Source organism: Nocardia sp. TBRC8007 (assembly GCF_056629435.1).
Genome location: NZ_JBWSOR010000029.1, coordinates 32349 through 57657, shown reverse-complemented (window position 1 = coordinate 57657; position 25309 = coordinate 32349). Strand labels below are relative to the sequence as shown.

25 protein-coding genes, 1 tRNA gene and 4 pseudogenes are annotated in these 25309 nt (G+C 63.5%); 16 read left to right on the top strand and 14 right to left on the bottom strand.

Going from position 1 to position 25309, the window contains the following annotated elements; translation table 11 throughout:
• Window positions 1-156: 156 nt before the first annotated feature.
• From ACX4ZE_RS18185 to ACX4ZE_RS18175, 3 genes and pseudogenes are all read right to left on the bottom strand, one after another.
• Window positions 157-594: a transposase gene (locus tag ACX4ZE_RS18185; protein ID WP_480274649.1), complete on the bottom strand. Its 438-nt coding sequence runs from the start codon at window positions 592-594 to the stop codon at window positions 157-159.
• 73 nt (window positions 595-667) lie between these two features.
• A pseudogene (locus ACX4ZE_RS18180) lies at window positions 668-889 on the bottom strand (IS110 family RNA-guided transposase); the annotation flags it as partial.
• A 519-nt stretch (window positions 890-1408) separates the two neighbouring features.
• Window positions 1409-2083: a response regulator transcription factor gene (locus tag ACX4ZE_RS18175; RefSeq protein WP_480274648.1), complete on the bottom strand. Its 675-nt coding sequence runs from the start codon at window positions 2081-2083 to the stop codon at window positions 1409-1411.
• A 110-nt stretch (window positions 2084-2193) separates the two neighbouring features.
• On the opposite strand from ACX4ZE_RS18175, the gene ACX4ZE_RS18170 reads away from it, so the two are divergent.
• From ACX4ZE_RS18170 to ACX4ZE_RS18160, 3 genes are all read left to right on the top strand, one after another.
• On the top strand, window positions 2194-3108 hold the full coding sequence (locus tag ACX4ZE_RS18170) for a phosphatase PAP2 family protein (protein WP_480274647.1): 915 nt from the start codon (window positions 2194-2196) through the stop codon (window positions 3106-3108).
• Between the two features lie 3 nt (window positions 3109-3111).
• Window positions 3112-3345, top strand: coding sequence for a hypothetical protein (locus ACX4ZE_RS18165; protein WP_480274646.1), 234 nt, complete (start codon window positions 3112-3114; stop codon window positions 3343-3345).
• A gap of 135 nt (window positions 3346-3480) precedes the next feature.
• The gene (locus tag ACX4ZE_RS18160; protein WP_480274645.1) at window positions 3481-3777 is read left to right on the top strand and encodes a hypothetical protein; all 297 of its coding nucleotides are present in this window, start codon (window positions 3481-3483) and stop codon (window positions 3775-3777) included.
• Window positions 3778-3882: 105 nt separating this feature from the next.
• On the opposite strand, the gene ACX4ZE_RS18155 is transcribed toward ACX4ZE_RS18160, so the two are convergent.
• Window positions 3883-5079 carry an IS110 family RNA-guided transposase gene (locus ACX4ZE_RS18155; RefSeq protein WP_480274644.1) on the bottom strand — a complete coding sequence of 399 codons (1197 nt, stop codon included), beginning with the start codon at window positions 5077-5079 and terminating at the stop codon, window positions 3883-3885.
• Between the two features lie 231 nt (window positions 5080-5310).
• Here ACX4ZE_RS18155 and ACX4ZE_RS18150 point away from each other — a divergent pair, with 231 nt between their 5' ends.
• Entirely contained in the window at window positions 5311-6687 is a 1377-nt protein-coding gene (locus ACX4ZE_RS18150; RefSeq protein ID WP_480274643.1) for a HAMP domain-containing sensor histidine kinase, read from the top strand.
• 187 nt (window positions 6688-6874) lie between these two features.
• Here ACX4ZE_RS18150 and ACX4ZE_RS18145 read toward each other — a convergent pair.
• From ACX4ZE_RS18145 to ACX4ZE_RS18135, 3 genes and pseudogenes are all read right to left on the bottom strand, one after another.
• A pseudogene (locus tag ACX4ZE_RS18145) lies at window positions 6875-7069 on the bottom strand (hypothetical protein); the annotation flags it as partial.
• A gap of 341 nt (window positions 7070-7410) precedes the next feature.
• On the bottom strand, window positions 7411-7782 hold the full coding sequence (locus tag ACX4ZE_RS18140; protein ID WP_480274642.1) for a hypothetical protein: 372 nt from the start codon (window positions 7780-7782) through the stop codon (window positions 7411-7413).
• 663 nt (window positions 7783-8445) lie between these two features.
• Window positions 8446-8892, bottom strand: a pseudogene (locus ACX4ZE_RS18135) (IS30 family transposase); the annotation flags it as partial.
• Window positions 8893-8972: 80 nt separating this feature from the next.
• Between ACX4ZE_RS18135 and ACX4ZE_RS18130 the strand changes: the two are divergent.
• Both ACX4ZE_RS18130 and ACX4ZE_RS18125 read left to right on the top strand, forming a co-directional pair.
• Window positions 8973-9191 (top strand): helix-turn-helix domain-containing protein, encoded by a 219-nt coding sequence (locus ACX4ZE_RS18130; RefSeq protein ID WP_480274641.1) that lies wholly within the window; start codon window positions 8973-8975, stop codon window positions 9189-9191.
• A complete protein-coding gene (locus ACX4ZE_RS18125; protein WP_480274640.1) occupies window positions 9191-10462 on the top strand; it encodes a site-specific integrase in 1272 nt (423 codons plus the stop codon). The genes ACX4ZE_RS18130 and ACX4ZE_RS18125 overlap by 1 nt, the downstream gene beginning before the upstream one ends.
• 44 nt (window positions 10463-10506) lie before the next feature.
• Here ACX4ZE_RS18125 and ACX4ZE_RS18120 read toward each other — a convergent pair.
• A tRNA-Pro gene (locus ACX4ZE_RS18120) sits at window positions 10507-10580 on the bottom strand.
• 257 nt (window positions 10581-10837) lie between these two features.
• Between ACX4ZE_RS18120 and ACX4ZE_RS18115 the strand changes: the two genes are divergently transcribed.
• The 3 genes from ACX4ZE_RS18115 (at window position 10838) to ACX4ZE_RS18105 (ending at window position 13760) form a co-directional block, all read left to right on the top strand.
• Window positions 10838-11233 carry a PIN domain-containing protein gene (locus tag ACX4ZE_RS18115; RefSeq protein WP_480274652.1) on the top strand — a complete coding sequence of 132 codons (396 nt, stop codon included), beginning with the start codon at window positions 10838-10840 and terminating at the stop codon, window positions 11231-11233.
• 152 nt (window positions 11234-11385) lie between these two features.
• Window positions 11386-11736 (top strand): hypothetical protein, encoded by a 351-nt coding sequence (locus tag ACX4ZE_RS18110; RefSeq protein ID WP_480274639.1) that lies wholly within the window; start codon window positions 11386-11388, stop codon window positions 11734-11736.
• A 416-nt stretch (window positions 11737-12152) separates the two neighbouring features.
• Window positions 12153-13760 carry a carboxylesterase/lipase family protein gene (locus tag ACX4ZE_RS18105; RefSeq protein WP_480274638.1) on the top strand — a complete coding sequence of 536 codons (1608 nt, stop codon included), beginning with the start codon at window positions 12153-12155 and terminating at the stop codon, window positions 13758-13760.
• A gap of 123 nt (window positions 13761-13883) precedes the next feature.
• Here ACX4ZE_RS18105 and ACX4ZE_RS18100 read toward each other — a convergent pair whose 3' ends face one another.
• The 3 genes from ACX4ZE_RS18100 to lpqS all read right to left on the bottom strand — a co-directional run bounded on the left by ACX4ZE_RS18100 (window position 13884) and on the right by lpqS (window position 16948).
• Complete coding sequence (locus tag ACX4ZE_RS18100; protein WP_480274637.1) at window positions 13884-15236, bottom strand: MDR family MFS transporter; 1353 nt, start codon at window positions 15234-15236, stop codon at window positions 13884-13886.
• Window positions 15233-16360, bottom strand: coding sequence for a PLP-dependent cysteine synthase family protein (locus ACX4ZE_RS18095; protein WP_480274636.1), 1128 nt, complete (start codon window positions 16358-16360; stop codon window positions 15233-15235). Before ACX4ZE_RS18095 ends, ACX4ZE_RS18100 begins: the two co-directional genes overlap by 4 nt.
• A gap of 102 nt (window positions 16361-16462) precedes the next feature.
• Entirely contained in the window at window positions 16463-16948 is a 486-nt protein-coding gene (gene lpqS, locus ACX4ZE_RS18090; RefSeq protein WP_480274635.1) for a putative copper homeostasis (lipo)protein LpqS, read from the bottom strand.
• Window positions 16949-17077: 129 nt separating this feature from the next.
• On the opposite strand from lpqS, the pseudogene ACX4ZE_RS18085 reads away from it, so the two are divergent.
• Window positions 17078-17278, top strand: a pseudogene (locus tag ACX4ZE_RS18085) (MFS transporter); the annotation flags it as partial.
• A gap of 202 nt (window positions 17279-17480) precedes the next feature.
• On the opposite strand, the gene ACX4ZE_RS18080 reads toward ACX4ZE_RS18085, so the two are convergent.
• Window positions 17481-17912, bottom strand: coding sequence for a type II toxin-antitoxin system Rv0910 family toxin (locus ACX4ZE_RS18080; protein WP_480274634.1), 432 nt, complete (start codon window positions 17910-17912; stop codon window positions 17481-17483).
• Between the two features lie 365 nt (window positions 17913-18277).
• Between ACX4ZE_RS18080 and ACX4ZE_RS18075 the strand changes: the two genes are divergently transcribed.
• The 6 genes from ACX4ZE_RS18075 to ACX4ZE_RS18050 all read left to right on the top strand — a co-directional run bounded on the left by ACX4ZE_RS18075 (window position 18278) and on the right by ACX4ZE_RS18050 (window position 24004).
• Window positions 18278-19645 (top strand): ATP-binding protein, encoded by a 1368-nt coding sequence (locus ACX4ZE_RS18075; protein WP_480274633.1) that lies wholly within the window; start codon window positions 18278-18280, stop codon window positions 19643-19645.
• Entirely contained in the window at window positions 19645-20070 is a 426-nt protein-coding gene (locus tag ACX4ZE_RS18070; RefSeq protein ID WP_480274632.1) for a roadblock/LC7 domain-containing protein, read from the top strand. The genes ACX4ZE_RS18075 and ACX4ZE_RS18070 overlap by 1 nt, the downstream gene beginning before the upstream one ends.
• Before the next feature lie 73 nt (window positions 20071-20143).
• Window positions 20144-20494: a DUF742 domain-containing protein gene (locus tag ACX4ZE_RS18065; RefSeq protein WP_480274631.1), complete on the top strand. Its 351-nt coding sequence runs from the start codon at window positions 20144-20146 to the stop codon at window positions 20492-20494.
• Window positions 20469-21074 carry a GTP-binding protein gene (locus ACX4ZE_RS18060; protein ID WP_480274630.1) on the top strand — a complete coding sequence of 202 codons (606 nt, stop codon included), beginning with the start codon at window positions 20469-20471 and terminating at the stop codon, window positions 21072-21074. Before ACX4ZE_RS18065 ends, ACX4ZE_RS18060 begins: the two co-directional genes overlap by 26 nt.
• A 421-nt stretch (window positions 21075-21495) precedes the next feature.
• On the top strand, window positions 21496-22764 hold the full coding sequence (locus ACX4ZE_RS18055) for a cytochrome P450 (protein ID WP_480274629.1): 1269 nt from the start codon (window positions 21496-21498) through the stop codon (window positions 22762-22764).
• Between the two features lie 10 nt (window positions 22765-22774).
• Window positions 22775-24004, top strand: coding sequence for a cytochrome P450 family protein (locus ACX4ZE_RS18050; protein WP_480274628.1), 1230 nt, complete (start codon window positions 22775-22777; stop codon window positions 24002-24004).
• Window positions 24005-24107: 103 nt separating this feature from the next.
• Here ACX4ZE_RS18050 and ACX4ZE_RS18045 read toward each other — a convergent pair whose 3' ends face one another.
• Window positions 24108-24656, bottom strand: coding sequence for an OmpA family protein (locus ACX4ZE_RS18045; protein ID WP_480274627.1), 549 nt, complete (start codon window positions 24654-24656; stop codon window positions 24108-24110).
• A 230-nt stretch (window positions 24657-24886) separates the two neighbouring features.
• A complete protein-coding gene (locus tag ACX4ZE_RS18040) occupies window positions 24887-25285 on the bottom strand; it encodes an NUDIX hydrolase (protein WP_480274626.1) in 399 nt (132 codons plus the stop codon).
• Window positions 25286-25309: the final 24 nt, after the last annotated feature.

The window sequence follows — 25309 nt, the reverse complement described above, 5'->3', positions numbered from 1 at the left end:
ATGTCCTTGTCCTGCTCGGCAACCTGTTTCCGCAAACGGAGCAACTCTTGTCGTTCCGCTGGTGACAGAGGTTCCTCTCCGTGGACAGCCATGAAGACATCCTTCCAGCAGGATCGGTGATCCTGCCAAGTCGGTGTCCGCCACCCAGGGTGAACCTCACGGCATGCGCACCTGCGTCAAGGCGATGGTGTGCGGGGCGTTGTTGAGCTGACGATCGCCGTGGCGCGACAGCCGATGACGAGACTTGTCGGCGCTGGCGATCTCGATCGGCGCTGCACCTGTGTGCACTGCGAACGCACCCGAGCTGCGGAACCGTGACGCGCGGCCGGTGCGGCCCAACAGTCGAGCTGCGACCACCGGTCCGACACCGACCACGTCGAGAAGGCTGCTGCCGGACTCGGCGACGGTGTCGCGCATGCGCTGCTGGTTGGCCTTGAGCCGGGCGTCCAGAGCCCGCACATCGGCGACGAGGTCACGGGCGAGTTCCTTGCGGGCGTGTTCCACCGGTGAGGACGGGCGGACCCGCCGTAACGCATCGGCGGCCTGGTTCGCGGTCAGATCGGTGGATACGCCACCGGGCAGCAACTCTCGCATCACCGCGTGCAGGTCGGTTGACTGTCCGGATGCGCTGCCGGGTCAGATTCGTGCGCCGCTCATCGAGCATTCGCAGCGCGGTGCTCGAGCCCTCGGCCTCGACAGGCACCGCATCGCCGTGCAACGCCGCCACATTGGCCGCCGCGGCCGCGTCGATGTTGTCGTTCTTGCGCCGCTCGCCCCTCGACAATTCCCGGACCCGCGCAGTGGCCGTGGATGGCACGTCGATGACCGTCTCACCGTGGGTGATCAGCCATTGGGCAAGGTGCCGGCCCAGACCCCACGCGTTCTCCACAGCCCAGCGTCTTTCGGGAAATCGTTTCGCCCACAACAGAAGTCGCCGATACTAGGGGAGAGTGGCATCGATCCGGATCGTCTCGAGCGTCTTGTTGGTCGCCTCATTCAGCGCTGCCGCCGTATGAGTGGACTTGTGCGGGTCGACCCCGATCACCACCGTCAACCACGTCTCCTTGTTTCCTCGTCGGATATAGGAAGCCGCGGGTGACATTCCGGCTTTCGGCCTGTGTGTCCCACACCTCTGTTGAGTCAGGCCCGCGGCCGGTGCCGAGCCGGAGCACCAACCCCCGGCGAGCCAGCCCGAACGGGCGGCAGGAACCTCACGAGCCAGCCCCAGCCCGGCACCTGCGGCAGACTACGGCCAGTGATCATCCAGCCCGCCAACCGGTGACATTCACATAAGCCGGAACCTCAGCTGGGACCTCAAGTTGGTCATGGTCCGCTACCTGGGTATGTTCCTGCCCGGTCCTCTGGACGTGTCAGCCATTCTGGTCGACTACCTCGCCGAGTATTGGATTCAGGCGTCGGTGCGCAGGCGGTAGCCGACGCCACGCACGGTCTCGATCGTGGCCAATCCGAACGGGGCGTCGATCTTCTTGCGGAGGTAGCCGATGTACACCTCGACGACGTTGTCCGCGCCTTCGTAGTGCGCGTCCCAGACCGAGCGCAGGATTTCGGCTTTGGTCACCACGTCGTCTTTGTTGCGTATCAGGAATTCGAGGACGCCGAACTCGCGGGGAGTGAGGGTGAGTGGTTCGTCGCGGCGGGTGACGTGGCGGCGGGCCGGGTCGAGTGTCAGCGTTCCGGCGGTCAGGATTGTAGGGCGTTCGGGCGCGCCGCGACGCAGCAGAGCGCGCAGTCGGGCGACGAGGACGACGAAGGAGAACGGTTTGGTCAGGTAGTCGTCGGCGCCGAGGTCGAACGCGTCGGCCAGATCGTATTCGCCGTCCTTGGCAGACAGCATCAGCACCGGTGTCCAGATCCGGTGTTCCCGCAGTTCTCGCACGATCTGGTAGCCGTGTTTGCCGGGAAGCATGATGTCGAGCACGATGACGTCGAAGTCGCTGGTAGCGGCCATGTCGTGGCCGTCGTGGCCGTCGTGGGCGATCTCCACGACGAACCCTTCGGCGGTCAAGCCCCGTCGCAGGGTCTCGGCCAGTCGTTCCTCGTCGTCGACCACCAGGACTCGCATCCGGTTAGCACCTCCTGTCGGTTCCAGTGTGGTCCATTACAGCCGTTCCGGCCTGTGTCGCCGACTCGCTCTCAGGATTCTCACAGTGCGGTGCGGTGACACTTGCGGACATGTCCGCGACGACCGACTTGATCCACGACCTGATTCTCGAGATCCAGAACGAGCAGTCGACCGCCGAGATAGCGATCGGCGTGGGTGTGGCGTGCGGGGTGGTGATCGTCGGATCGCTCGTCGCGCAGCGGTGGTGGCATCGCGGCGGGGACGCGTCGGCATTCGGCTGGCGGTTGGCGCGGGTGGTGGCGGTGGCGGCGATGTTCGTCGTCCTGAGCGTTCAGGTGTCACGGTCGGGTTGGCTGATCGGCGCGGACGAGGCGACGCTGCGCTGGTTCATTGAGCACCGTTCACCGGGTTGGACGCGGGCGGCGTTGATCGTCACCGATATCGGCAGTCCGGGGGGCACCGTCTTGCTGGGAGTGCTGCTGTCGGGGTTGATCGCCTGGCGTCGCCGGTCGCTGGTTCCCGCGGTGGCGTTGCTCGTGCTAGTGGCGACCGCGGACGTGGCGAGCACGCTGACCAAGGTCGTGGTGGCTCGTGATCGCCCGCCGGTGCTCACCAGGCTGATCACCGAAACGGATTTCTCCTACCCGTCGGGTCACACCACCGGCGTCGCAGCGCTGGCAGGGGCGACGCTGGTGGTCTACGGCACCGCCGACAGCAGTCGGTTGTGGCGGGGCGGGGGCATGCTCGCCTGGGGCGTCTTCGTCGGTGTGGTCGCGCTGACCAGGTTGTATCTCGGTGTGCACTGGCTGACCGATGTCGTCGGCGGTGTGTTGCTGGGAGCGCTGGTCGTACTGGGCGGGTCGCTGGTCGTGGGCGGATGGGTCGAACGTTCGGCCCGCGCGTCGAGCGGCTTGGCACGCCGCACCGGGTCCGGGCGGCAGGCGTCGGGCGAGGTCGTCACAGCTCCCGAACCAGACCGAGAGTCGGGCGGCGCGCGGCTCGTGCCGCAGCGGCGCCGACGGTGATCAATGCCAGTAGCGGGGGCCGGAGTAGTCCCGGGCGTGTTGCCGCCACAGGCTGTCACCAGACTGTTGACAGTCAGCACCAGCCCGGCCGCCATTCCGATGACGCTTCCCGTCCTGCTCGATGAGGACCGATTCATTGCTGCTCCCTTCGCCTCGGACCGCCTCGATCGCATCACGTGGGGCAGTTCCGGTTCACCGCATCCCGATGGTGGCGCGGTGCACCTGTGGAAACTCTGAGTGCGGGCGGCGACACCTCGGCTGTGCCGACTCTCAGGCGGGCACAGCGGAATCACAGCCGGGGCGGGGCACGGTGGTCCGGCAGTCGAACAACCGAATCTCGAAAGGACGATGATGCCCAGGAACCGAAAGCTCATGGCCGCCGTGACCGCGATCCTCGCGGCGGGAACGATCGGCGGTGCGATCGCCGTCGCCAACGCGGCTCCCGCGCCGCGACCACCGGCCGCCACGGACTCCCCGGAACCCGGTGACACGCCTGACGGTGTGGACATTCCCGAGCCGGGCGACACCCCCGATTTCCCCGGACTCGCCGATCGTCATCACGGTGGCGGGGGCATGGATCCGGTGGACCTCGCGGGCGGGGCGGATCGCGGCAAGCCCGTGCGCCCTGATCACAATGGTGCCGAGACTTTGGGCGGGCGCGGGTACTGAGTCCTCGATCCGATCGGGCGGTCGTCCGCCCGATCGGCATCCTCGACCGATCCTCGATTACGGCGAAAGGCTTCCCAATGCTGATGTCAAGCCCTGACGCCGATGTCAAGCCGCCGCGGTAGCAGGTGGCGCGGCTTGGTAGCGCGCTCCGTCACGGATCATGGCCCACAAGACGTTGATTCGGCGGCGCGCGAGCGCCAGCAGCGCCTGCTTGTGACCTTTCCCCTCAGCACGTTTGCGCCGGTAATACTCCTTGGAGGCAGAGCAGTTCTGCAGGCTCGACAACGCCGACAGATACATCGCGTTGAGCAATCCGCGGTGGAAGCGGCGAGGCCGTCGGAGATTGCCGGTGACCCGGCCGGAGTCGCGTGGAGTCGGGGCCAGGCCGGCATATCCGGCGAGTCGGTCGGCACTACCGAAAGCATCCATATCGCCGCCGGTGGCGGCGAGGAACACCGCACCCAACTGCCTGCCCATACCGGGCAGGCTGAGGATCACCTCGGCGTGCGGGTGCTCGCGAAACCGAGCCTCGATCAGAGCGTCGATCTCGGCGATCTGTTCATCGAGGGCCATCACCCCCTTCGCCAGGCGGACCACTATCGAGGAAGCCAGCTTCTCACCCGGCAACGCGGTGAGCTGAGCTTCAGCGGCCTCGACCGCCGTCTTGGCGAGGTCTGCGGCACCGCGCACTTTGCGGTTACGCAGCCATGTCTCGATCCGTTTGGCACCGCTGCGGCGGATCGCCGCCGAGGTCTGGAAGTCGGTCAGCAGCACTATCGGGCCCTTGTTGGTCAGCTCCAGCCCCCGCTCGAGTGCCGGGAAGATCTCCAGCAGTTGAGCCCGCAGCCGATTGATCTGACGGGTCCGGTCGCAGACCAGATCAGTGCGGTAAGTCGTCAGCGTCCGCAGATCCACGGCGACCTCGTCGCCGGGCCACAGCGGACCCAGGTCCCGGCGCATGCGGGCCTGGTCGGCGATCACGAACGCGTCTTTCGCATCGGTCTTCGCCTCGCCCCGATAGGTCGCCGAGGCGCGGTGCACGGCCAGCCCGGTGATATAGACCATCGGCTGCTCATGAGCCAGGAGCATCCCGATCAACAGCGCGGCACCACCATGGTTGAGATCGACTGCCCACAGCACGTCTTCGTCGATCGCCAAGACCTCGCCGATCAGTTTCAGCAGCGCCGTCTCATCATTGAGGACCCGACGCGAGAGCAGCCGTTTTCCGTCGGTGTCGATCACCACACAGTGGTGGTGTTCTTTGCCGATGTCCACTCCGGCCCAGATCCGGGGCACGGTCACCTCCGGCTGCTCGTCGGGTGTTCACAGCCCAGCAGACGACCACGCCAGCTTTGCCCTACACAGCGATCGAGTCGCATATCCCAATTAGCGGTCGGGTCGTCGCGGGACTCCGGGCGGCCAAGCCTTTCCAGCCATCGGACGGCGACGTCATGACAGCCATACCCGGAGCCCCTGGGTTCCCCGATCTTACGAATGACCAGTCCGAACCCAAGACAAGAAAGTAGGGCGTGCATGATGCGGATTCGGCCCCTGCCGCGGCCTGGTGACTGGGGGCTGCGGGTGCGGTCCGCGCTCATCGTCGCGGTCGCGGTCGCGGTCGGGCTGGGTGTCTGCGCGCTGGCGCTGGTGGCGTTCCTCTACCGGTCGCTCACCATCGCCGCCGACAACGTCGGGGCCGCACGGGTCCGGGAGGTCACCAGCCAGCTGCGTTTCGATACCCCCGCCGAACTCGACCGCAGCTTACTGGCCACCGACCGTAGTCTCACCGCTGTCCAGGTGATCGGCGCGGGTGGTCGCATTGTCGCGACCTCCACCGACGGCTCGGCCGAGCCGCTCACCGCGTCACAGCCCGAACCCGGTCGCGTGGTCCGCAACGCCGATCCGATCGCCCCGGACACCGGACTGCGCTTGACCACCGCGAGCGTCGACGGGGTGGGCGGCCGGTACACGGTGGTGGTGGCGATGGACCACGAAGCCATCGAGGACACCGTCAAACTCGTTCTCTCCCTGGTCGGTATCGGGACGCCGTTCGTAGTCGTGATCGCCGCGAGCACCACCTATCTGCTCGTGGGCCGGTCGCTGGGCTCGGTCGAGACGATTCGGCGGCGGGTGGAGGCCATCAGCAGCGCCGATCTGACCGAGCGGGTGCCGGTGCCGCGCCAGCGCGACGAGATCGCCGCGCTCGCGGTCACCATGAACGAGATGCTGGCGCGTCTGCAGTCCGGCCATGAAGCCCAGATCCGATTCGTCGGGGACGCCTCGCACGAATTGCGCAGTCCCTTGACGTCGATGGCCGCCGCGCTCGATGTGGGTGTGGCGCGCCCAGAGCTGTTCGACGCCGCACTGGTGCGGACCACGCTGATTCCCGAGGTCGAGCGCATGCGCGCGCTCATCGACGATCTGCTGCTGCTGGCACGCGCCGATGAGCGTGGATTGCCGCACCGGGCAATCGATGTCGACCTCGACGATATCGTCGCCGCCGAAATCTCCCGGCACCGTCAGCGATCGGGAGCGATCACGATCACCGCGGAGCTGCGACCGGCCCGCGTCCAAGGTGATCCCGCGCAGCTGGCGCGAGCGGTCGGCAACCTGCTCGACAATGCCGTCCGCTACGCTGCCTCGACCGTCGCTGTCCGGCTCATCGGCGACGTGGACACCGCCCGTATCGAGATCGCCGACGACGGGCCCGGCATTCCCGCGGACGATCGCACGCGCGTCTTCGACCGCTTCTTCCGGCTGCAACAGGATCGTGGCCGCGGTAGCGGCGGCACCGGACTCGGGCTGGCGATCGTCGCGGAAATCATTACCGCACACGATGGATCGGTGTGCCTGACCGGCAACTCCGCCGGTGGCACGACCGCCGTCATCACCCTCATAGTCAGCAGGTGAAGCGCGGACACAACCGGCGTGGGTGGTGGCTTTTTCGTCTGGTGCGCAATGGATTTCGCTGCTACGGTCGGCTCGTTGAGCCGGTGGATTCACGAGATTCGTCCGGCGCCCGCCGCGCCGACAGCGTCCGCTGGCTGTAGGCGACACCCGCACACAAGATGAGCAGCAGCACCGCGCTGGTGCCCTAGGTGCCGAATCCGAGACCGCCGCTGTTGTGCGGTTTCGACAGCAGGTCACCGGCGGTCGCGCCGAGCGGGCGGGTCAGCACGAACGCCAGCCAGAACAGCAGCACACCGGAGACCGGGGTGAACCTGTGCGCCAGCAGGATCGCGACCATGGCCACCGCGATGAGCGTCGCACTATCCCGATAGCCGAGTCCAGACCGGGCAGGTGGACCAGCATCGTGCATCGGGTCGTGCGCTCGACCAAAGTGCCGATAGCGGACTGATTCGCCGTGCCGGTGATGTAGGGGTCGGACCGGGGCGCGGTGCCAGGATTGCTCCTGGTTCGTTTCCTCGGCCCGCCCTCCGCACCGGACGTGCGACTCTCATCGCGTCCGGCGCTCCACGGATTGCTACTGCTATGCGGGAACGGTCGTTCCCGCTGTGCCTGACCATGGTGTGGGGATGTTGTTCGCCCGCCATCGATAGTGGGTGACCGTGATGGTGGTGGTGTCGAACATGACGATCCCGTCTGCTGCCGGACGGTTTCCTGGCCTGCCGGTCAGAAACCTCCGGTAGAGCTCCGCCCATGTGATTCGCTTGTGCCGCTCGAGCAACCATTGCGGTAGGGATATCGAGTCGCCTGAGCTTGCCGCTTCCCGGTTTGGGAATGAGTCTCCCCCCGCACCGGAAGTGGTGTGAACGTCCGAGCCTTCACCTGCTCTCGGACCTGGCCCAGAAACGTCACGATCTCCTGATCCCCAACGATGGATGCCGGTGCCAGCCGGTCGACACCGGCCGAGCGAGCACCCTTGTTTCCCTGCACCCGTTCCCACGCGACGGTGAGGAAATCCGGATGATGGACGAGGTTGAACACGTCATCGAACAGGCGGCCAGAATCGGTGACCGCCCAGTGGTGGGGCTTGCGTTGCATCTGTCGTACCCGCCATACCGCCCGATCGGGATCGGGCCATGACAGCTCACCGGTATTTACCAGTGCCTCCTTCTCTACTCGCTCACTACGTCGAAGCCGCTGGGGCCCTTCGCCATGTACGAGGCTTTCCCTCGCTCGGACTACTACGGCCCCTCCGCCCCACCACAGCCCTCGACTGACGACGCATCAACCCGAACCGGCGCTCCTGGTCGGAGATCGCCGGTTGGGAACCGCACAGCGGTTCCCACGTTCACTGCACACCGATCGAGGAGTGAGGTGCCCAGCTATGCCCCTGCGATATCGCCACGGCTACGCCGCAGGCATTCACCGTGGCCTCCGGAACCGGCGTCCTAAACCGATCCCGGAGTTCCCAACACCCGCAAAAGGTGTTGGTGCGCATCGCAGACCAGCCCGAATCCACCGGGTTTGGAGCGGGCGGGAGTCTCGAGAGGCGTTAGAACACTGGTTCCTCGCGTATACCTTCTCCTCTTGCTTGCCGGACCCGGACCATCCGGTAGTGCTGGCCCGTCTCGTCGTTGTCGGGGCTGCTTGTCACCCTCACCGGCGTCTCCCGGCTCGGGCTGCCCCCAGATTCGTTATGCTGCTGCGACAGCACAACTGCGCAGGTCTTACCTCCGCTCGGTAATGCAGCGCCTTGTGGCGCACCAAATCACCTTCCCAGTGTCCGGGCACGGCACGGTCGTCGACCTCAGCGGGCCGCTCGCTGATCATGATCATGTTATCGACGAACCGTGCCGTGCGTTGATCGGGTCGACGCTGCGGCTTGCGCCTGGTTCTTCCGGACCGAAGTGCTTGCTGTACTTCGCGTTTGAGTCCGCCGCGTGCCTGGAAGTACAGGGCCTGATAGATCGTTTCGTGGCTCACCCGCATACTTTCGTCGTCGGGGAAGTCCTTGCGGAGCCGGCCCGCGATCTGTTCAGGTGAGAATCGCTGCTCCAGCCCCTTTTCCACCTTGGATCGTAACGCCTGATCGGTCACCAATTTGGACCGCTTCGGCCGCGACCGCGCCTGCGCAGCGGCCTGATGTGCCCGATACGGCAGGTAGCATCCCTCGACCTGGTGCATGCGGACCTCCCGCGAGACCGTCGACTGGAACCAGGCGTCCAACCGGAACCACACTCGGGAAACCGTAGTCAGAGAGCATCACTTCGATAGGAAGGGGGCGATCCATGAAAGATGAGGTACAGATTCTGCCGTCGGAGTGGTACACGACCGAAGAGGTTGCGGTACTGCTCAAATTGGACGCGTCCAGCCTGCGCCGCTGGCGCACCGCACATCCGCTCCAAGGGCCCCCGTTCGTGCAGGTATCCGACCGGGTGATCCGCTACAGCGGTGCCGATCTGATCTCTTACCTGAGAAACAAACGCATCGATCCGGCGGCGGCGTGATGGACGGGCGAGTGCAGGTGATCCCGCTCGGGGTCTCGATACGCGGTGATATCGAGTTCCGTGGGAAGGTCGGCGCGCATCGCGCGCGGGTGCGTTGGGCCGACCCGGCGACGAAGCGCCGTGCATCCAAGTCGGAGTCGTTCGCCACCCGTGAGGAGGCGGAGTCGTGGATCGAACGTATCGAGCAGGCCGCCGCTCGTGGCGTTGATCCGAAGACCGCGACGGCCACTTTGGCGGAGTACGGGAAGGTGCATTGGGATGCCGCGATGCGCGGTGTGGAGCCCAAGACACTCGACCCGTACCGCGCGGGCTGGCGGCTCAGGATCGTGCCGATGCTCGGGCATCTTCCGGTCACGATGATCACGACCGGCTTGGCCGACCGGGCCGTGTCCGCGTGGATCGCCGACGGGTGCGGTGAGTCCACCATCAAGAACACGCTTGCGGCGTTGGCACGTGTGTTGAACCAGGCCGTGCGAGATGAGGTCATCGACCGTAACCGTGTCGATGTCGGCGGGTGGCAACGTCAACTCGCACGGCACGAGGACGAACTCGACAATCCGCGGGCGCTGGCGCTGCCGGATTGGGCGACGCTGCAACAGCTTGCCGCGGCGCTTGTCGAGGCTTCGGCCGGCCACTATCAAGGGTGGGGTGACGCGGTCGTGTTCGCCGCCTGCACAGCCACTCGTATCGGTGAGGTGTCCGGGTGCCGGGTCCGCGACATCGACACCGAGCAGTGGGTGTGGACGCTGCGGCGCCAGACCACCCCCGGCCCTGGTGGAATGCTCGACAAGGGCACAAAAGGCAAACGCGCGCGGACCATTCCGCTCATCGCGAAGATACAGCCGGTGATTCTGCGCCGGATCAACGCCGCTCGTGCTCGCGTGGATTCCGACCCTGCTCTACGGGATGCGAAGGACGCCGACTGGCGAGAAGTGTTCATGAACGCCCGATTGTTCGTCGGGCCGCGGGGTGGTCGGATCGCGACCGGGGTTCTGCGGAAGGCGACGCACTGGGATGAGGTCGTCGCGCAGCTGGGCTACGAATATCTCCGGCGCCACGATTTGTGGCACACCGGACTGACCTGGTTCGCCGACGCCGGAGTACCGCTGCACCGGTTGCAACGGATCGCCGGCCACACCGATCCCCGGATCACCCAGCGATACCTGCACCCGGATATGGAGGCGTTGCGCGACGACGGCAAGAGGCTGTCACAACACCTCGAGGGCGGCCCTGGTCCCAAAGTGGTCCCAAGTCTCCAGATAGCTAGATAGCAGGAAACCCCTTCCGGTACTGTTCGGAGGGGGTTTCCTCTGTGTCGGGCTGACAGGATTTGAACCTGCGACCACTTGACCCCCAGTCAAGTGCGCTACCAAACTGCGCCACAGCCCGTCGCGCCGATCGTTCCGGCGCTCAGAAAGATTACCGCACGATCAGGCGAGTGGGCGAATCGCCAAGTCAAAGCGCATTCGCAACGGTACGCCTCGGGTAGGAGCGGTATTTCCTCGGGGATATCTGCGGGGCACGATGAAGGTTGTTGTAGTTGATGCGGAGTTCGGTGAACCTATGGCCCGGACAGCCGAATGGAGCTGGGGTCGGTTCAGGCCAGTTCTCCGTGTGGAAGGAGGTCGGAAGTGTCGGGTGGCGGTATGCGACTGATTGTGGTGGATGCTGCGAATGTTGTCGGTTCACGGCCCGACGGATGGTGGCGTGATCGCTCTGGTGCGGCCCGGCGATTGCTTATGGAGGTGGCGAGGCTGCAGAAACGCCTCAGTTGGTTGGATGAGGTGGTAATGGTGCTCGAGGGAGCCGCGAAGGCCGCGGTTGCCGGGAAAGAGGGTTCGGGACTGGATAATCTGCGCGTGGTGCGGGCAGACGGTTCTGGTGATGAAGCGATCGTTGATGTGGTGGCCGCGGCTATTGCGGAGGACGGTGATCGTTTGATCACCGTGGTAACGGCGGATCGAGAACTCCGCGATCGTGTGGAGGCACTCGGGGCACGGGTGGTCGGCCCTCGCTGGCTGGTGGACCGCATCGAGATATAGCAGTTCGTGCGGTGGCGAGTTCGGCAGGCGGCGGGATACGTGGTGGTATGGCCAGTAGGGGGCCTGTGGTTTTCCGGACGGTGCGGAATGGCTCTGCGTGCGTCCGGCGTTTCATCCGTCCGCTCAGTCTGTTTTGGGGCAGTCTGAGCGGTATGACCGCCTCCGATACCGTAGGTACACCACTGCTCTACCGGATCGAGATCTCTGAGCCGGGCTACTTCGACAGGGTGTGGTGGAAGATTGCCAGCACCGGCGAGCCGAGTCAGGTGGCTGCCGCGTTGACTGAGCTTGCTGTCCGCACAGAACGTGATATCGAGCGCGGTAGAAGCTTCGGTCGTTGTTGGTATCACTACGACGTGCGGTGGTCCGACGGTGTGATACTGGAATCCTTTCAGGGGGCGATCCGGTCGGTACTGATCCCCGGTGAGTTGCGCTGCCTGTCCGTCGCGCTGGCCTCGGCTACGATCACCGGCCCGTGCTCCGCCGAGCGGCCGCCGTATTGAGGGCACCGGCGTCGGGGCGTGCTCTCGCCCACAGTGGGCGCCATAGCGTTCCGGAGGAGGTTTCACTGTGCTTTTGTCACTCGATAGATACGGTCGCAACCAGATGATGCCGATGACGGTGATGTGTCCGTCGATACGTTCGGCAGCGTTGTAGCATCTGTCCGAGATGCCATATCGCTTGCTCAGTATCCTGAAGCATTCGTGACCGGAGTTGATGGTAGTTGTGGCTGATGGCAGGCTTGGTTGTTTCTAGTGGTTGTCAGGAGAGAAGGTTAGCGCGGCTTTCGATTCGTGCCATTGCCGGAGTCCGGTCATGCCGATGCCCAGCTGTTCGAACGTCGGTCATCGCCGCCCGGCGATACCAACGAATTCGTTGCCGTCGACCGTAGCGACCACAGCGGAGGTGTTGGGCCGCAATGATTCGCTCGATCATACGAACAGCGATATCCGTGCTGGTGGCTACTGGCCTCATGGTTGTGGGTGTGCCAGGGCCCGTGTCCGCATCGCCGGCGCTCACCGTAGAAGTGACTGGTGGCGCGATCGCAGGCTTCGCCGCGGACGGAATCATCAAGTACTTGGGAATCCCTTTCGCCGCGACCACCGGAGGCGCAGCGCGATTCAGACCGCCGCGTCCAGTACCGCCGTGGTCCGGTGTACGGCCTGCCACCGGTCATGGGCCCAGTTGTCCGCAGAACGAGTACATTCCTGTACTTCCGCTGGTTGGCCCCATGAGCGAAGACTGTCTGAGCATTGACCTGTATGTGCCCGATGGCGTCGGCGACAGACGACTGCCGGTCATGGTGTTCTTCCATGGTGGGGGCTACACCAACGGCACCAATAGCCAGTATGACGCACCCAGCCGGATGGTCGCCGAAGGCGACGTCATCGTGGCCATCCCCAACTATCGGCTCGGACCGTTCGGATTCATGGCGCTGCCGGAATTGGCTGCTGAGTCCGGTGGAGCTACGGGAACAGTAGCCATTCAGGACCAACAAGCCGCTCTGCGGTGGGTACGCGACAATGCCCCGGTTTTCGGCGGCGATCCGGCGCGCGTTACGATCTTCGGCGAATCGGCCGGTGGTGGAAGCGTTTGCACACATTTCGCGGCTCCTGCTTCTGATGGTCTTTACCATAAAGCCATCGTCCAAAGCGGTTCTTGTACGAAAACCTTTGTGGTCCCCAGTAGCCGCGGCGCTGCCACTGCCCGCTCGGAGCGTTATGCCGAGGGCCTCGGATGCGGCGATCCGGCAACACGATTGGTCTGTCTGCGTTCGTTGCCCGCGGCGAAGCTGCTGAAGTCGGCGAGTGCCTCTCCCGACCAGGAGACCCCGCTCTGGATCCCCAGCATCGATGGTGTCGTCGTAACCCGGACACTCGATGCCGCGCTGGGTCGAGCCGATCGAAAGATTCCCTTGCTCATCGGAACCAACAGCGATGAAGGGACGCTGCTCGTTGTGGCATCCGACTATGGGCGTGGTCACGTCCCGGATGCCGAGAGCTATGAGAGCTATATCCGCCGATCATTCGGCGTCCACGCCGACCACATACTCGCCGAATACCCCCTTGCGCGATATCCATCGCCTGCAGCCGCGCAATCCGCGGTGATCACCGACGGTTTGTTCGCCTGTCCCACGCTGCTCACCAGCCGGGTTGCTCGCGACTTCGGGAATCCTCTGTGGCAGTACGAATTCGACCAGGCGCCATTCGGCGATGCCAATGTTTTGTTGCCGGGCGCTTTCCACACCGCTGAACTGTTTTATCTGTTCAGCAGTTTGATGGGGATACCGATGCCGTGGACCGGCCGATCGGCTGATTTCGCCAGGCAGATGCAGCGGTGGTGGACGACTTTCGCTCACACCGCAGACCCGAATAGCCCCGGCTCACCCGTGTGGCCTGCCTGGCCTGTGTCTACCGGACATGGTCAGGATGGCCCGGCGCTGATCATGCGATCGACCGGCAGCACCGTGTCCCTGGATTTTGGTATTCGACACAATTGCGACTTCTGGTCTCGACATACGCGCTGAATTCACTGTTCATCTGTCGATAATCGGCCCTGGCTGCTCGCGCAAGCCGGTGAGTTGGGTACCGACTGGTGGAAGCGGTGGCATATACGTGGTGTGACGGCGCGGATGCCACCACGGAGGTCATTACAGTCGGTGCGCTCCCGCCCGCCTGGTGAGAGCAACCGTCGCGCGCTCGACTTCTGGGGAATCTTCCGGTGCCGGGCGTCCTTCCTGACCTTCCTGCGGAGAGTTCGAGTCGCCTGCGTATGTATCGGCATCGACTTGCGTGCTCTCCAATCGGCGCACCGCGAACGCCGCGATGGCGCCGATGACGCCGAGGCCTGCCCAGATCGCCCAGTCCGCCCCAGCGTTGCGGGCGGCGCCGACGATAGCGCCGGTAGTCAGGTTGCCCATGAGGATTCCGATGCCGACCACAGTGTTGTAGAACCCGTAGTGCGTCGCCACCAGTTTCCTTCCGGATAAGGCGACGACGGTATCCATTTCGAATGGGAAAACGGCCGCAGTGCCGACCGCCAGTATCGCGGCGCCGGTCAACAGTGCGATGACTGCGGCCAGCGTGCCGAGGCGATGGGGATCGGGGATCACCGTCAGGGGCAGGAAGGAGGCCGCGAGAATCACTATGCCGACAACCAGACTTCGGTTTGTGCCCCAATTGGCCCGCAACCACGCTGTAATACGCAGTTGTCCAGCGATGGCCACCACCCCGGACACCACGAACAGCGCCGATACCAAGGCCTGCGACTGCGATCCGGCGATGAACTCCGCCTGCAGCGGCAACGCGAGGTATATCTGGAACGACAGTATGTAAGAGCCGATCATTGCCACGGAGAACCAGACAAACCGGCGATTGGTAGCCACTGTCCGCCATTCGCCTAGTACGGAGGGCCGCTCAGCGGGTTTCTCGGCGCGCCGGGATGGCAGCGCGAACAGCTGTGCCACCGTCAGGGCCGCGAACACCGCCGCTGCCGCACCTGCGGTCACCGTGAAATCGATGGTCAGCAAGGCCAGGCCGACCAGTGGGCCGGCGAGAATGCCTGCTTGATAGAACATGTTGAATACTGCGAAGGCTTCGATCCGGCGTTCGCCGGTATCGGCGGCCAGATAGGCGCGTACAGCGGGGTTGAACAGTGCTCCGGCGAAACCTGTCGCTGCAGAGGCCAGCAGCAATCCCGGCAGCGAGGTAGCGAACGCCAGCAAGGCGAAACCACCAGTGCGCAGCAGGCAGCCCGTGACGATCAAGGGTTTGTAGCCCAGCCGGTCGGCCAGCGTGCCACCGATCAGGAACATCCCCTGCTGGGAGAAGTTGCGCACGCCCAGTGTCAGTCCTACCGCCCATGCCGCCAGCCCGAGCGGACCGGACAGATACCCGGCCAGGTACGGCATCAACATATAGAAACCGAGGTTGATGCCGAACTGGTTGATCATCAACAGTCGGGTGGCAGGGGCGAAACCACTGAACTTCCGTACTACGGTCACAGTGCAGGCTCGGGGGTGCGAGTGATATTCCTGGGATCGATCACGGTGGTGCAACGGGTCCAGGAGTGCGCCACCTGTTGGACGGGATAGGCGATCGTATTCGGTTCGACCGGCGGATCGGTGTCGAGTAGCCCGTGCTCGGCGCAGTAATCATCGTTATAGATCGTGTCGAAATAGCGGTGTGGGCCGTCCGGGAAGATCGTCGCGATTCTGGTATCGGTATCGAACACGCGTGCCGCCCACCCCGCGACCAACCCGACCGCGCCGACGCTCCAGCCACCGGTGGCGTGGTGTGTCGCGGCTAGCGTGCGGCATGCCCACACTGCCTCGGAAGGGGCTACCCAGTGGACTTCGTCGAAGGCCTCGTAGTCCACATTGACCGGGTAAATGCTCGACCCAAGCCCGCGCATCAGCCGTGGGCCCGCTGGTTGTCCGAAAATCGCCGAGAACACGGTGTCCACACCGATCAACCGCAACTCCGGATTGAATCGTCGAAGCACCCGCGCGACACCCGCGGAGCTACCTCCTGTGCCGACCGCGCATACCAGCACATCCACGCCGCCCAGTTGTTCGACCAGTTCGAATGCCAGCGATGTGTAGCCCTCGACATTATCCGGGTTGTCGTACTGGTCTGGACACCACGCATCGGGCTCGGCCGCGAGCAACTTGGTCACCCGATCGCGTCGGGCCTGCTGCCAGCCTCCGATCGGGTGCGGTTCGGTCACCAGATCGATTTTTGTTCCGTAGGCCGTGAGCATGCGCGCGATGATCGGCTCCAGTCCCGGGTCGGACACCACGGTCACCGGATGATGCTGGACCATTCCCGCGAGTGCCAGCCCCAAACCCAAGGTGCCGCTGGTGGATTCCACGATCCGCGCACCCGGCTCCAGTTCGCCGCGATCTGTTGCGCTGCGCACCATGTGCAGCGCGGGACGGTCCTTCATCCCTCCAGGGTTGAGCCCTTCGAGTTTGGCCCAGAACCCCCGCCCTACGGGAGCGAGTGGCGCTCCGATCCATAGCACTGGGGTATTGCCGACCAGCCCATGTGGGTACCGGCTGGCTATCGGCGCCCCGATCAATGCTGCTGCGGGATCGCTGAATGTGTCGAGCATGACCTTGGTCATGATTGTCGCTTTCTGTATCGGAACCGCTGAACGGCGGTAGTGGTGTGCATGAGCAGCGGACACCGGCCGGCGGATAAGTGGAGCCGGCCTGGCGCCTGCCGATCAGCACCGGGCGATACAGAGCAAGACCAGAGTGACCCGGCCTGCGGCGAGTGGTGGACCCCGTACTCCGCAGACGGTGGCCGAGGTAGCCGACGCTGCGGCGAAGGTCACGAGCGCGCTGAGTGCAAGCAGCAACGGTGCCGCCAGCTTCCAGCCGCCAGGAAGTATGGACTGTGCGATGTAGTGGGTGGGGTGCGGTACGCACTCGCGGTCCAGTGAATCGGCCATCCCACGGAAGGGAATCTCTGCCACGACCGGTTCGAATTGTCGTGTAGCCACGATCGTCAGTGCGGGAGCGTGCGCCTCATTACCAGCCAGGATACAGTGGATTATCGGCACAATCAGCAACACCGCAACAAATAGTGTTGCCGCGGTGTCAACACGCCGAAACCGACCGGATAACCGCACAGTGAGGCGACTATAGCAACTGTTGCTGAGAAGCGGGCAGCGCTGAGCGCCCTCGCCGATCGCGTTGCCGGTTGGCATGTGGCGGAGGTGGCTCCGGTATCCGCTGAAGGAAGCGGCAAAGTATCCGGTGCGAATGTGTGGGAAGCGTCACGCTTAACCGGTGGCTCTATCTCCGGATACTTATTCGACACGAGCTACGCCATCGCGGCGTGGAATATCGAATCACTCATCGCATTCTGCATGATCCAGGGTCTCGGCGACGGCCTGCTCATGCCGCTGGGCATTACGATCATGACCCACGCCGCTGGTTCGCAGCGAATCGGCCACGTGATGGCTGTGCTCGGTGTACCGATGTTGCTCGACCCGATCGGTATGATCGCGCTGACAGGGATTGTGTTGATCTCGGCTTTCTTCCTGCCGCAAACCAAGTCGGCGGATCCGAAAGCCGCCGAAGAGGCGGATGCAGTGTACATATAGCCAGATATGCTTCGTGGACATCTGCTCACCAGGTTTTTCCGGGACATATCCAGCTTCGCGCCCACGGCAGTGCGATTGTGAACCCGAAAATCGTTGCCACCCGCCGCCTTGCGAGCGATTCAGGACCGCACGGTCAGGTGTAGCGGGCGATGAAGCGATCGAGAGATCGTTCGATATCGCCTCGGACAGCACGGGCGACACCAGAGCCGATCGGCCCGAACAGCGGTGCGCCACCGAGTTCCATGTCTATGGCGACTTGCGAACCCGAGCTTTTCGGGGTGACGATCAGTTGCAGGCCCAGTTTGGTGCCTCCCTTGCCCACGCCGGTCAAATGTAGGCGATGGGGTGGTTGCGCGGCTCGTACCGTCCAGGTAATCCGGTTGCGCAAGCCCTTGACAGAGGCGATGCCCACTAATTGTGTACCGACGCTCAATTCGGTGGGGACGGTGCCGCGCCATGCTTCGTGCATGGTCAGCCACGTGCCGAGTTCAGCGAGATCGGAGGTGTGTGACCAGGCCTCCTCTGGGGAGATCGGGACGTCGACCGATACCTTCAGCTTTGCCATGGGCGCATGGTATCCGGCGCTGCCCGATCGAGTCGGAGCCTGTAATGGTCATCCGCCCAATTCGAGGAAACCTGGTGGTGATGAGAAGTTCTGAAGAGACTTCGATGGAATGCTGCTACTGTGCGAATAGTCGGGTTCTGGTCGCCGTTGGACATGATCCACACGGACGGTGATTCACATGTAATCGCCTGTCCTGTGACCATTGTGTGGTAGGCGCTCGGGCGGAGTGCTGGTCGATGCGGGGTTCCGGTACCCGACGTGGACCCGATCAATCGGTCCGTTCACGGTCGGCAGGCGAGGAAGGCGAGCGAAGCAGAACAGCGGAGGGCCGAATTCCTCGAGACCAGTCAACGACGAAAGAACTGATGAATCAAGATATGGCTGTGGCGCTTTCATGGATCCTTGCCGCCGCTTTGGTGATCGCCATAGTGGGGGCGCTCTACGCAGTGCGGTACGCCAGGGCTCAGCGAGCCGAGCTCGAGGCTCTGACCAGGGAACAGCGTGCGACGGAAGATACGCTGGAGCGGTTTGTCACCACTACGCTCCCCGAGGTCGCCGATGCGATACGCAGGTTCGAGCCTCGGGTGCCTCCGGTGGAGGTGCAGGCGGGTATGGAGGATTCGCGGTCGGTGCGGTACCTGCACTGGATCTGTGAGCGATACGTCGATGATCTGAGTCTGATGCGTGCGGAAACCAGAGAATTCGCCGACAACGAAGCGAAGCGGGCGATCAAAGCCGCCGAAGAGGCTGCTCGCGTCGAGGTTTCTGCTGCGGCACGGCAGGCGACCAGCGCGGCGGTCCGCTCGTTCGGCACCTCCGTGGTCAGTCTCGGCGCCGATGTCAGCCAGGTGGTGAGCGCCGCGTTGCGTGAACATCGCGACGATCAGGTGTACGAGACGCTTACTCGCATCGATCACACTGTGCAGCAGATGATCCGTCAGGCGCAGTCCTACGTGATCGTCTGTGGTGGTTTGCCCGGTCGGCGTTGGCCTGCGCAGTCCTTGACCGACGTAGTCGGTGGCGCTATCGGTCGGGTCCGCGAATATCTGCGGGTGCGGCCCAACCAGCTCGATCGTGTTGTGACCAGCCGCGCGGTGGAACCGCTCGTGCATACTCTGGCGACTCTGTTGGACAACGCATTGCGGTACTCTCCGCCGACTTCCTATGTGGACGTCAGCTTCCAGGAGGGGCACCATGGTGTCACCGTCATCATCGACGACGCGGGTGTGCGGATGAATGCCGAGCAGATGGAGGAGGCCCGCCAGGTGCTCGCACAGGAGAGGCCCGTTGACATCCACCAGCTCGGTCCGTCACCGAAAGTCGGTTTCCCTGGTGTCGCCGCGCTGGCTCGCCGTTATGGCTTCACCGTTTACATCGACGGACCGAACGTCTACGGCGGTATGCGCGCGATGGTATATATCCCGGAGTCGCTGCTGGTCAGTCCGCAGAACATCCAGGAGGTCGCACCAGTGAGCGAGGCACAAGCAGAGCCGATCGTGGCCGCTCCCGATGCGTCGAGCGCGCGGTCGGGCAACGAGGAGCAGGAGCTGTCGGTGCACGAGATCACCAGCGGAGGCCTCCCCAAGCGACGACGACGGACGGTCGCTTTGGCTCCGGTCGGTCCGCGTGCCGAATCGGGCATGGCTCGCCCTGAGATCGCCGCAGCATGGCATACAGGCTCCAAGCGCGGCCGCGCCGCCGCATCCGATGACACGGAAGGGATGACATCCTGATGGCCACACCCGTGACCGACAGCAGTAACAAACTGGGCTGGCTACTCGAAGATCTCAATATCTCTGGTGTGCGGTTCTCGGTCCTGCTGTCCGACGACGGATTGCGAATCGCGCACTCTACGGGAATCACTCGCGACGAGGCGGAACGCTTTGCTGCCGCCGCCTCCGGTTTGCGTTCGCTCGGTAAAGCACTCGGTGAGTTCTGCGGCGATGCCTATAACGGCGTGCGGCAGAACATCACCGAGTACGACCAAGGGATGATCCTCATCACCGCGGCAGGGGAAGGCGCGCTGCTCGGCGTCGCGACTACCTCCGATATCGATGTGGGCCTCATCGCGCACCGGATGAACGAGCTGGCCGGTCGAGTCGGACGTGAGCTGAGCAGCCAGCCGCGCAGGCGCATAGACGGTAGCGGAATGCCATGATCGAGCACAGCGAGCGAGTCGAAGGCGCCACCCCGCCGGGTAGCACGGCGCCGAGCGTTGATGTGGTGATGTCATGAGCAAACATCGTCGCGATCCGGACTTGGTTCGGGCTTATGTGCGTACCGGGGGGCGTACACGCCCCACTCGCGAGCTGGACTTGGTCACTTTGGTTCTGACTGCCAAAGATCCGTTTCCTGGCGCCTCATCCGACGCGCGCCGGGTCATGACGCTGTGCAGTCGCCGAGGTGCGCTTTCGATCGCCGAGATCGCTGCATACCTCGATCTGCCGCCATCCGTCGTGAAGATCATCGCGTCCGATCTCATGGACAGCGGGCATTTGGTCACCCCGACCCCGGCCGAATCCTTGCCGGAGATCGCTCTGCTGGAGGAGGTACTCAATGGGCTCCGTGCTCTCGCCGTCTGATCGGACCGTCGACTATGTGCCGGAGACCGTGACCCGCTCGGTGAAGCTGTTGGTGGCAGGCAATTTCGGTGTGGGCAAGACCACGTTCGTCAGCAGCGTCTCGGAGATCAAGCCGCTGCGCACCGAGGAGACCATCACTGAAGCCAGTGTCGGCGTCGACGACATGGTCGGCTTACCCGGCAAAGCGCAGACTACCGTCGCTATGGACTTCGGCCGGATCACGCTCAGCCCGACACTCGCGCTCTACCTGTTCGGTACACCTGGCCAGCAGCGGTTCGTCCCTTTGTGGGAGGAACTCGCCAAGGGCGCACTCGGTGCGCTCGTGCTGGTCGATACCCGCCGCATCGAGAAATCCGATGAGGTTCTCTCGGTTCTCGAAGAACGTGGCGTCCCGTACTCAGTTGCTGTCAACCAATTCGAAGGGGCATGGCAATACCCGATCGACGAGGTTCGTGATGCCCTCGATCTGGAACCGGACACCCCGCTGACATCACTGGATGCGCGCGACCGAGGCACATGCCTGCGTTCGTTGATCACACTTGTCGAATTCTTGTTCCACCGTAAGGAGTCTCGTCGTTGACATGCCATAACTCGTTCGCGGCGGTGGAATCGGCACGTGCGGTGTTCACGGTACCGGTGATCAGTTCTTCTCGCGCGCTCCGCATGCCGAATGGTTCGGATCATTGTTCAGCAGGTTTCCGAGCATTCTGATCGAGCTATCCAGTCACATTCCGCAATCCCCATCGCGCAATGTCCCGGACCGTTCCAGGTCTGCCGACATCCTTGCTGGATCCGGTGCCGGGTTATGGGGGAAGCCCTCCACCGATACAGAAGGGAGACAATCTACTCGCGGGTCGGGCAGTACCCACGTCCATTGCAATATGTGCCGATTCGACCTGGAATCCGATACATCCATATCGACTTGACGCACCTGAGCGAGGCGCAGAGCCGCGCATCGACCACGCTCGTCGAATGTTCATTCCCCTCTGGAGTCTCTTCTTGTGACCACGCCACATTTCTCGCCATCCACCTCAGCGTTTGCGAACGGCTTTCCCGCCCAGCACGGCTCACCGATAGACACGGCCGGACCACGTTATGCGCTGTATTCGGAGGAGTATGCCGCGGATCCGCACCGGGCCTATCGTGAGATGCGCCGCAAGTACGGCTCGCTCGTTCCGGTGGAGCTGGCACCGAATGTGCCCGCCACGTTGGTAATCGGTTACCACACCGCGTTACGCATTCTCAACGACCCCGAGCACTTTCCCGCCGACCCGCGTACTTGGCAGAAGAACATCCCCGGCGAGTGCCCGATTCTGCCGATGATGGAATGGCGGCCGAACGCGCTGCGCAGCGCGGGGCTGGAACACATGCGTTACCGGCAGGCGAATGTGGCGAGTATCGCCGAAATCGATTTGCACGCCTTGCACAGTATTGTGGAAAAGGTCGCTGTCCCACTGATCAATGCCTTCTGCCAGGACGGTGCGGCGGATCTGGTCAGTCAGTACGCGTTTCCGCTCACTTTCTCGGTGCTCAACGCCATGATCGGCTGCCCACCGGATATCGGACAGCAGGTTGCGACCGGTATGGCCGCCATCTTCGAAGGCATCAACGCGGACAAAGGCAACGCGATGCTCACCGATGCGCTGTTCGATCTGGTGCAGCTGAAACGAAAAGAGCCGGGCGACGACGTTACCTCCCGGCTATTGCTCCACCCTGCCGAGTTGGAGGATGTGGAGATGATTCACCAGCTGGTCACTCTCTACGGTGCCGGTATCGAGCCGCAACAGAATCTGATCACCAACACACTGTTGCTGATGCTCACCGACGGCCGCTTCGCGGGAAGCTTTCTCGGCGGAAGCCTTTCCACTCGCGATGCTCTCGATGAGGTGCTGTTCAACGACCCACCGCTGGCCAATTACTGTATCAGTTACCCGAAGCAGCCGATCCTCATCGACGGTGTGTGGTTGCCCGCACACCAGCCGGTCGTGATCAGCATGTCAGGCTGCAACAACGATCCCGCGATCGGTGTCGGGGAGCGGACAGATAACCGGGCGCATCTGGCGTGGAGCGTCGGGCCGCACGCCTGCCCGGCTCGTTCTGCCGCCTACTTGGTGGTCCAGGACGCCATCGACCAACTTCTCGATGCGTTGCCCGAGTTGAGTTTGGCTGTCACACCCGCCCAATTGACCTGGCGACCGGGTCCTTTCCACCGTGCCCTGGTCTCCCTGCCTGTTGTTTTCCCGAAATCGCCTCCGCTGAATGTGTTCTAAGGAGATTCGTATGGACCTGAAACCCTTGGTGCTCGACCCGATGGGTACCAACATACAGGGAGAAGCAGCTCGCATCCGCGCACAGGGACCGATCGCACTCGTCGAGCTGCCCGGCGGCGTACGAGCTTGGGCGGTCACCGATGCAGGCATCCTCAAGCAACTGCTGGCCGACCCCAGGGTGTCGAAAAGTGCCAAGCAGCATTGGCCGGATTTCATCAATGGGGAGATCCCCCCGGATTGGCCGCTGTTCCTGTGGGTGGCGGTGGACAATATGTTCACCGCCTATGGCGCCGATCATCGCAGGCTGCGCAAGCTGATCGCGCCCGCGTTCACGCACCGCCGTACGCAGGCTATGCGGCCGATGGTCGAGCAGATCACTACGGATCTGCTCGCCGAGCTCGCGGCAACACCGGCGGGTGAAGCGGTAGACCTGCGGGAGAAGTTCGCCTACCCGCTGCCGATCCAGGTCATCAGCGCTCTGATGGGTGTTCCGGAATCTCTGAACGCCGGCTTGCGCACATGCGTCGACGGCATCTTCGACACTTCGCTCGGACCGGAGGAGTCGCAGGCCAACTACATGGAGATGTACCGGATCCTCGGAGAACTCGTCGCCCACCGCCGCGCGGAGCCGGGCGACGACATGACCAGCTTGCTGATCTCGTACCGTGCTGAGGACGATGGCTCGCAGCTGACCGAACAGGAGTTGATCGATACACTGCTGCTCGTGATCAGCGCTGGGCACGAGACCACGGTGAACCTGCTCGACCAGGCGATTTTCGCGCTGTTGACTCGTACAACCCAGCGCGACGAAGTGACTTCGGGAGATGTGGCCTGGACTGACCTGATCGAAGAGACGTTGCGGTTCGAGTCGCCGGTGGCGAACCTGCCGCTGCGCTTCGCCGTCGATGATATCGAGGTCGATGGCATTCGGATCGCCAAGGGAGAACCGATCCTCGCGGCCTACGCCGCAGCCAACCGGGATCCTGAACTCCACGGCCCGACCGCCGACGAATTCGATATACGGCGGCCGAGTAAAGAGCACTTGGCCTTCGGCTATGGGGCGCACCATTGCCTAGGGGCGCCATTGGCCCGGTTGGAAGCCGAGATCGCCTTGCCCGGCATTTTCCAGCGTTTCCCGAACATGCGTCTCGCCGCCGACCCTGCCGACCTCGGCACCGTGTCCAGCTTCATCTCCAACGGCCATGCCAGGCTACCGGTCTACTTGGAGCCCACGGTTTAGAACGGTTATCGCTGCGGGCGCCTGTGGTCACATGGTCGTCTGCGCCCGCAGCGGTGATTCCCGGCTCGGCCCGATCGGCGTTGTCAGAGGTGCAGCTACCCAGTTATCCCGCGACCACCGAAACCCGCGCCTCGTTGACCTTGACGTCTGACGTTTCTGGGTTGCCCTCGGCCTTTACGTTGATTCGCTTTTTGTCGATTCCAGCGGATTCGAGTTCGGCCACGATGTTGTTGCCACGGGCCTCGGCCAGAGATTCGGCGGCATCATTGTCCGACTTCCGGGCGTAGGTTTTGATCTCTATCTTGGCGTCGTTCCCTTTCAGCGCGAGCGCCACCGCTCTGATGGCGGCGGTATCAGCCGAGCTGAGGTCTGAACTGCCGTCGTCGAAGGTGATGGGTGCCGCGGACAGTGCCGCATTGATCGCATCCTGGATCATTTGCTGCGCGGTGTTCAGGGCAGAGTTCACGACAGAGGAGACCGTCGTGGCGATACTGCTACGCAGTTCGCCCGCGTCTGTATTGGTCGAGGTCATCGATGGCGTCGAGGTGATCGTGGTTGTCGATTCCGTGTCGCTGCCGGACCCACATGCCGCAGTGATCAACAGTACGACTGCTGTAGCGGCAATTCCACTGACGCTTCTGGTGAATACCATCTGCCTCTCCTGTAGGTGGTGGAGAATCCTGCTCGCGTCATTCGCTGCGATGGCTGCAGTCAGCTGCTCGGGATTGTCGGCAGCTTGTCGAGTCGAACCCGGTGGATGATCCGTATGCGCACACCGGTGCCGGTACCGATCCTCGCACAGGTGCGTCATCTGGTGTGTTGTTTTGTGGTTGCTCAGTATGTGTGGTGCGGTCGCCCACGTTTCATCATCGGTATCCGCGGCTACCAGTCGACTGCGTCGAGTTCGTGGAGTCTGCGAAAGACCAACATCGAGCCGGGAGCGACATGATCCATGGCAGCGTACTCGCGCACGGTGAAGTATCGCAGCTCGGCGATCTCGCCTGCCGGTCGCGGCTCGCCATCGATCACTGCGGTGAAGCAGGTCATATGTAGTCGGGTGCCCGGGGGATGTCCGTATGCCATTGCCTGGAATACCCCGAGTTCGCTGAGCGATATCACGCCGACATCGAGTTCCTCACGCACCTCACGGCGCAACGCGGCCTCGGGTGTCTCCTCTGGGTCGATTTTGCCGCCGGCCATATAGAAGACGTCTTTACCGACCGAGCGTGCCTGTAGCAGGCGTCGGTCCCGGATATGGGCCAACGCGGCTGTGTGAATCACCGGCCCACTGTATCGAGCGGCTTG

Bases quoted from the DNA above. Each gene is read 5' to 3' on its own strand.
- ACX4ZE_RS18175 (WP_480274648.1), bottom strand. From the start codon at position 2,083: ATGCGAGTCCTGGTGGTCGACGACGAGGAACGACTGGCCGAGACCCTG.
- ACX4ZE_RS18065 (WP_480274631.1), top strand. From the start codon at position 20,144: ATGAGCAAACATCGTCGCGATCCGGACTTGGTTCGGGCTTATGTGCGT.
- ACX4ZE_RS18130 (WP_480274641.1), top strand. From the start codon at position 8,973: ATGAAAGATGAGGTACAGATTCTGCCGTCGGAGTGGTACACGACCGAA.
- ACX4ZE_RS18160 (WP_480274645.1), top strand. From the start codon at position 3,481: ATGGCCGCCGTGACCGCGATCCTCGCGGCGGGAACGATCGGCGGTGCG.
- ACX4ZE_RS18140 (WP_480274642.1), bottom strand. From the start codon at position 7,782: ATGCAACGCAAGCCCCACCACTGGGCGGTCACCGATTCTGGCCGCCTG.
- ACX4ZE_RS18115 (WP_480274652.1), top strand. From the start codon at position 10,838: ATGCGACTGATTGTGGTGGATGCTGCGAATGTTGTCGGTTCACGGCCC.
- ACX4ZE_RS18095 (WP_480274636.1), bottom strand. From the start codon at position 16,360: ATGACCAAGGTCATGCTCGACACATTCAGCGATCCCGCAGCAGCATTG.
- ACX4ZE_RS18170 (WP_480274647.1), top strand. From the start codon at position 2,194: ATGTCCGCGACGACCGACTTGATCCACGACCTGATTCTCGAGATCCAG.
- ACX4ZE_RS18150 (WP_480274643.1), top strand. From the start codon at position 5,311: ATGATGCGGATTCGGCCCCTGCCGCGGCCTGGTGACTGGGGGCTGCGG.
- ACX4ZE_RS18080 (WP_480274634.1), bottom strand. From the start codon at position 17,912: ATGGCAAAGCTGAAGGTATCGGTCGACGTCCCGATCTCCCCAGAGGAG.
- ACX4ZE_RS18110 (WP_480274639.1), top strand. From the start codon at position 11,386: ATGACCGCCTCCGATACCGTAGGTACACCACTGCTCTACCGGATCGAG.
- ACX4ZE_RS18060 (WP_480274630.1), top strand. From the start codon at position 20,469: ATGGGCTCCGTGCTCTCGCCGTCTGATCGGACCGTCGACTATGTGCCG.
- ACX4ZE_RS18045 (WP_480274627.1), bottom strand. From the start codon at position 24,656: ATGGTATTCACCAGAAGCGTCAGTGGAATTGCCGCTACAGCAGTCGTA.
- ACX4ZE_RS18105 (WP_480274638.1), top strand. From the start codon at position 12,153: ATGATTCGCTCGATCATACGAACAGCGATATCCGTGCTGGTGGCTACT.
- ACX4ZE_RS18075 (WP_480274633.1), top strand. From the start codon at position 18,278: ATGAATCAAGATATGGCTGTGGCGCTTTCATGGATCCTTGCCGCCGCT.
- lpqS (WP_480274635.1), bottom strand. From the start codon at position 16,948: ATGCCAACCGGCAACGCGATCGGCGAGGGCGCTCAGCGCTGCCCGCTT.
- ACX4ZE_RS18165 (WP_480274646.1), top strand. From the start codon at position 3,112: ATGCCAGTAGCGGGGGCCGGAGTAGTCCCGGGCGTGTTGCCGCCACAG.
- ACX4ZE_RS18050 (WP_480274628.1), top strand. From the start codon at position 22,775: ATGGACCTGAAACCCTTGGTGCTCGACCCGATGGGTACCAACATACAG.
- ACX4ZE_RS18185 (WP_480274649.1), bottom strand. From the start codon at position 594: ATGCGAGAGTTGCTGCCCGGTGGCGTATCCACCGATCTGACCGCGAAC.
- ACX4ZE_RS18125 (WP_480274640.1), top strand. From the start codon at position 9,191: ATGGACGGGCGAGTGCAGGTGATCCCGCTCGGGGTCTCGATACGCGGT.
- ACX4ZE_RS18070 (WP_480274632.1), top strand. From the start codon at position 19,645: ATGGCCACACCCGTGACCGACAGCAGTAACAAACTGGGCTGGCTACTC.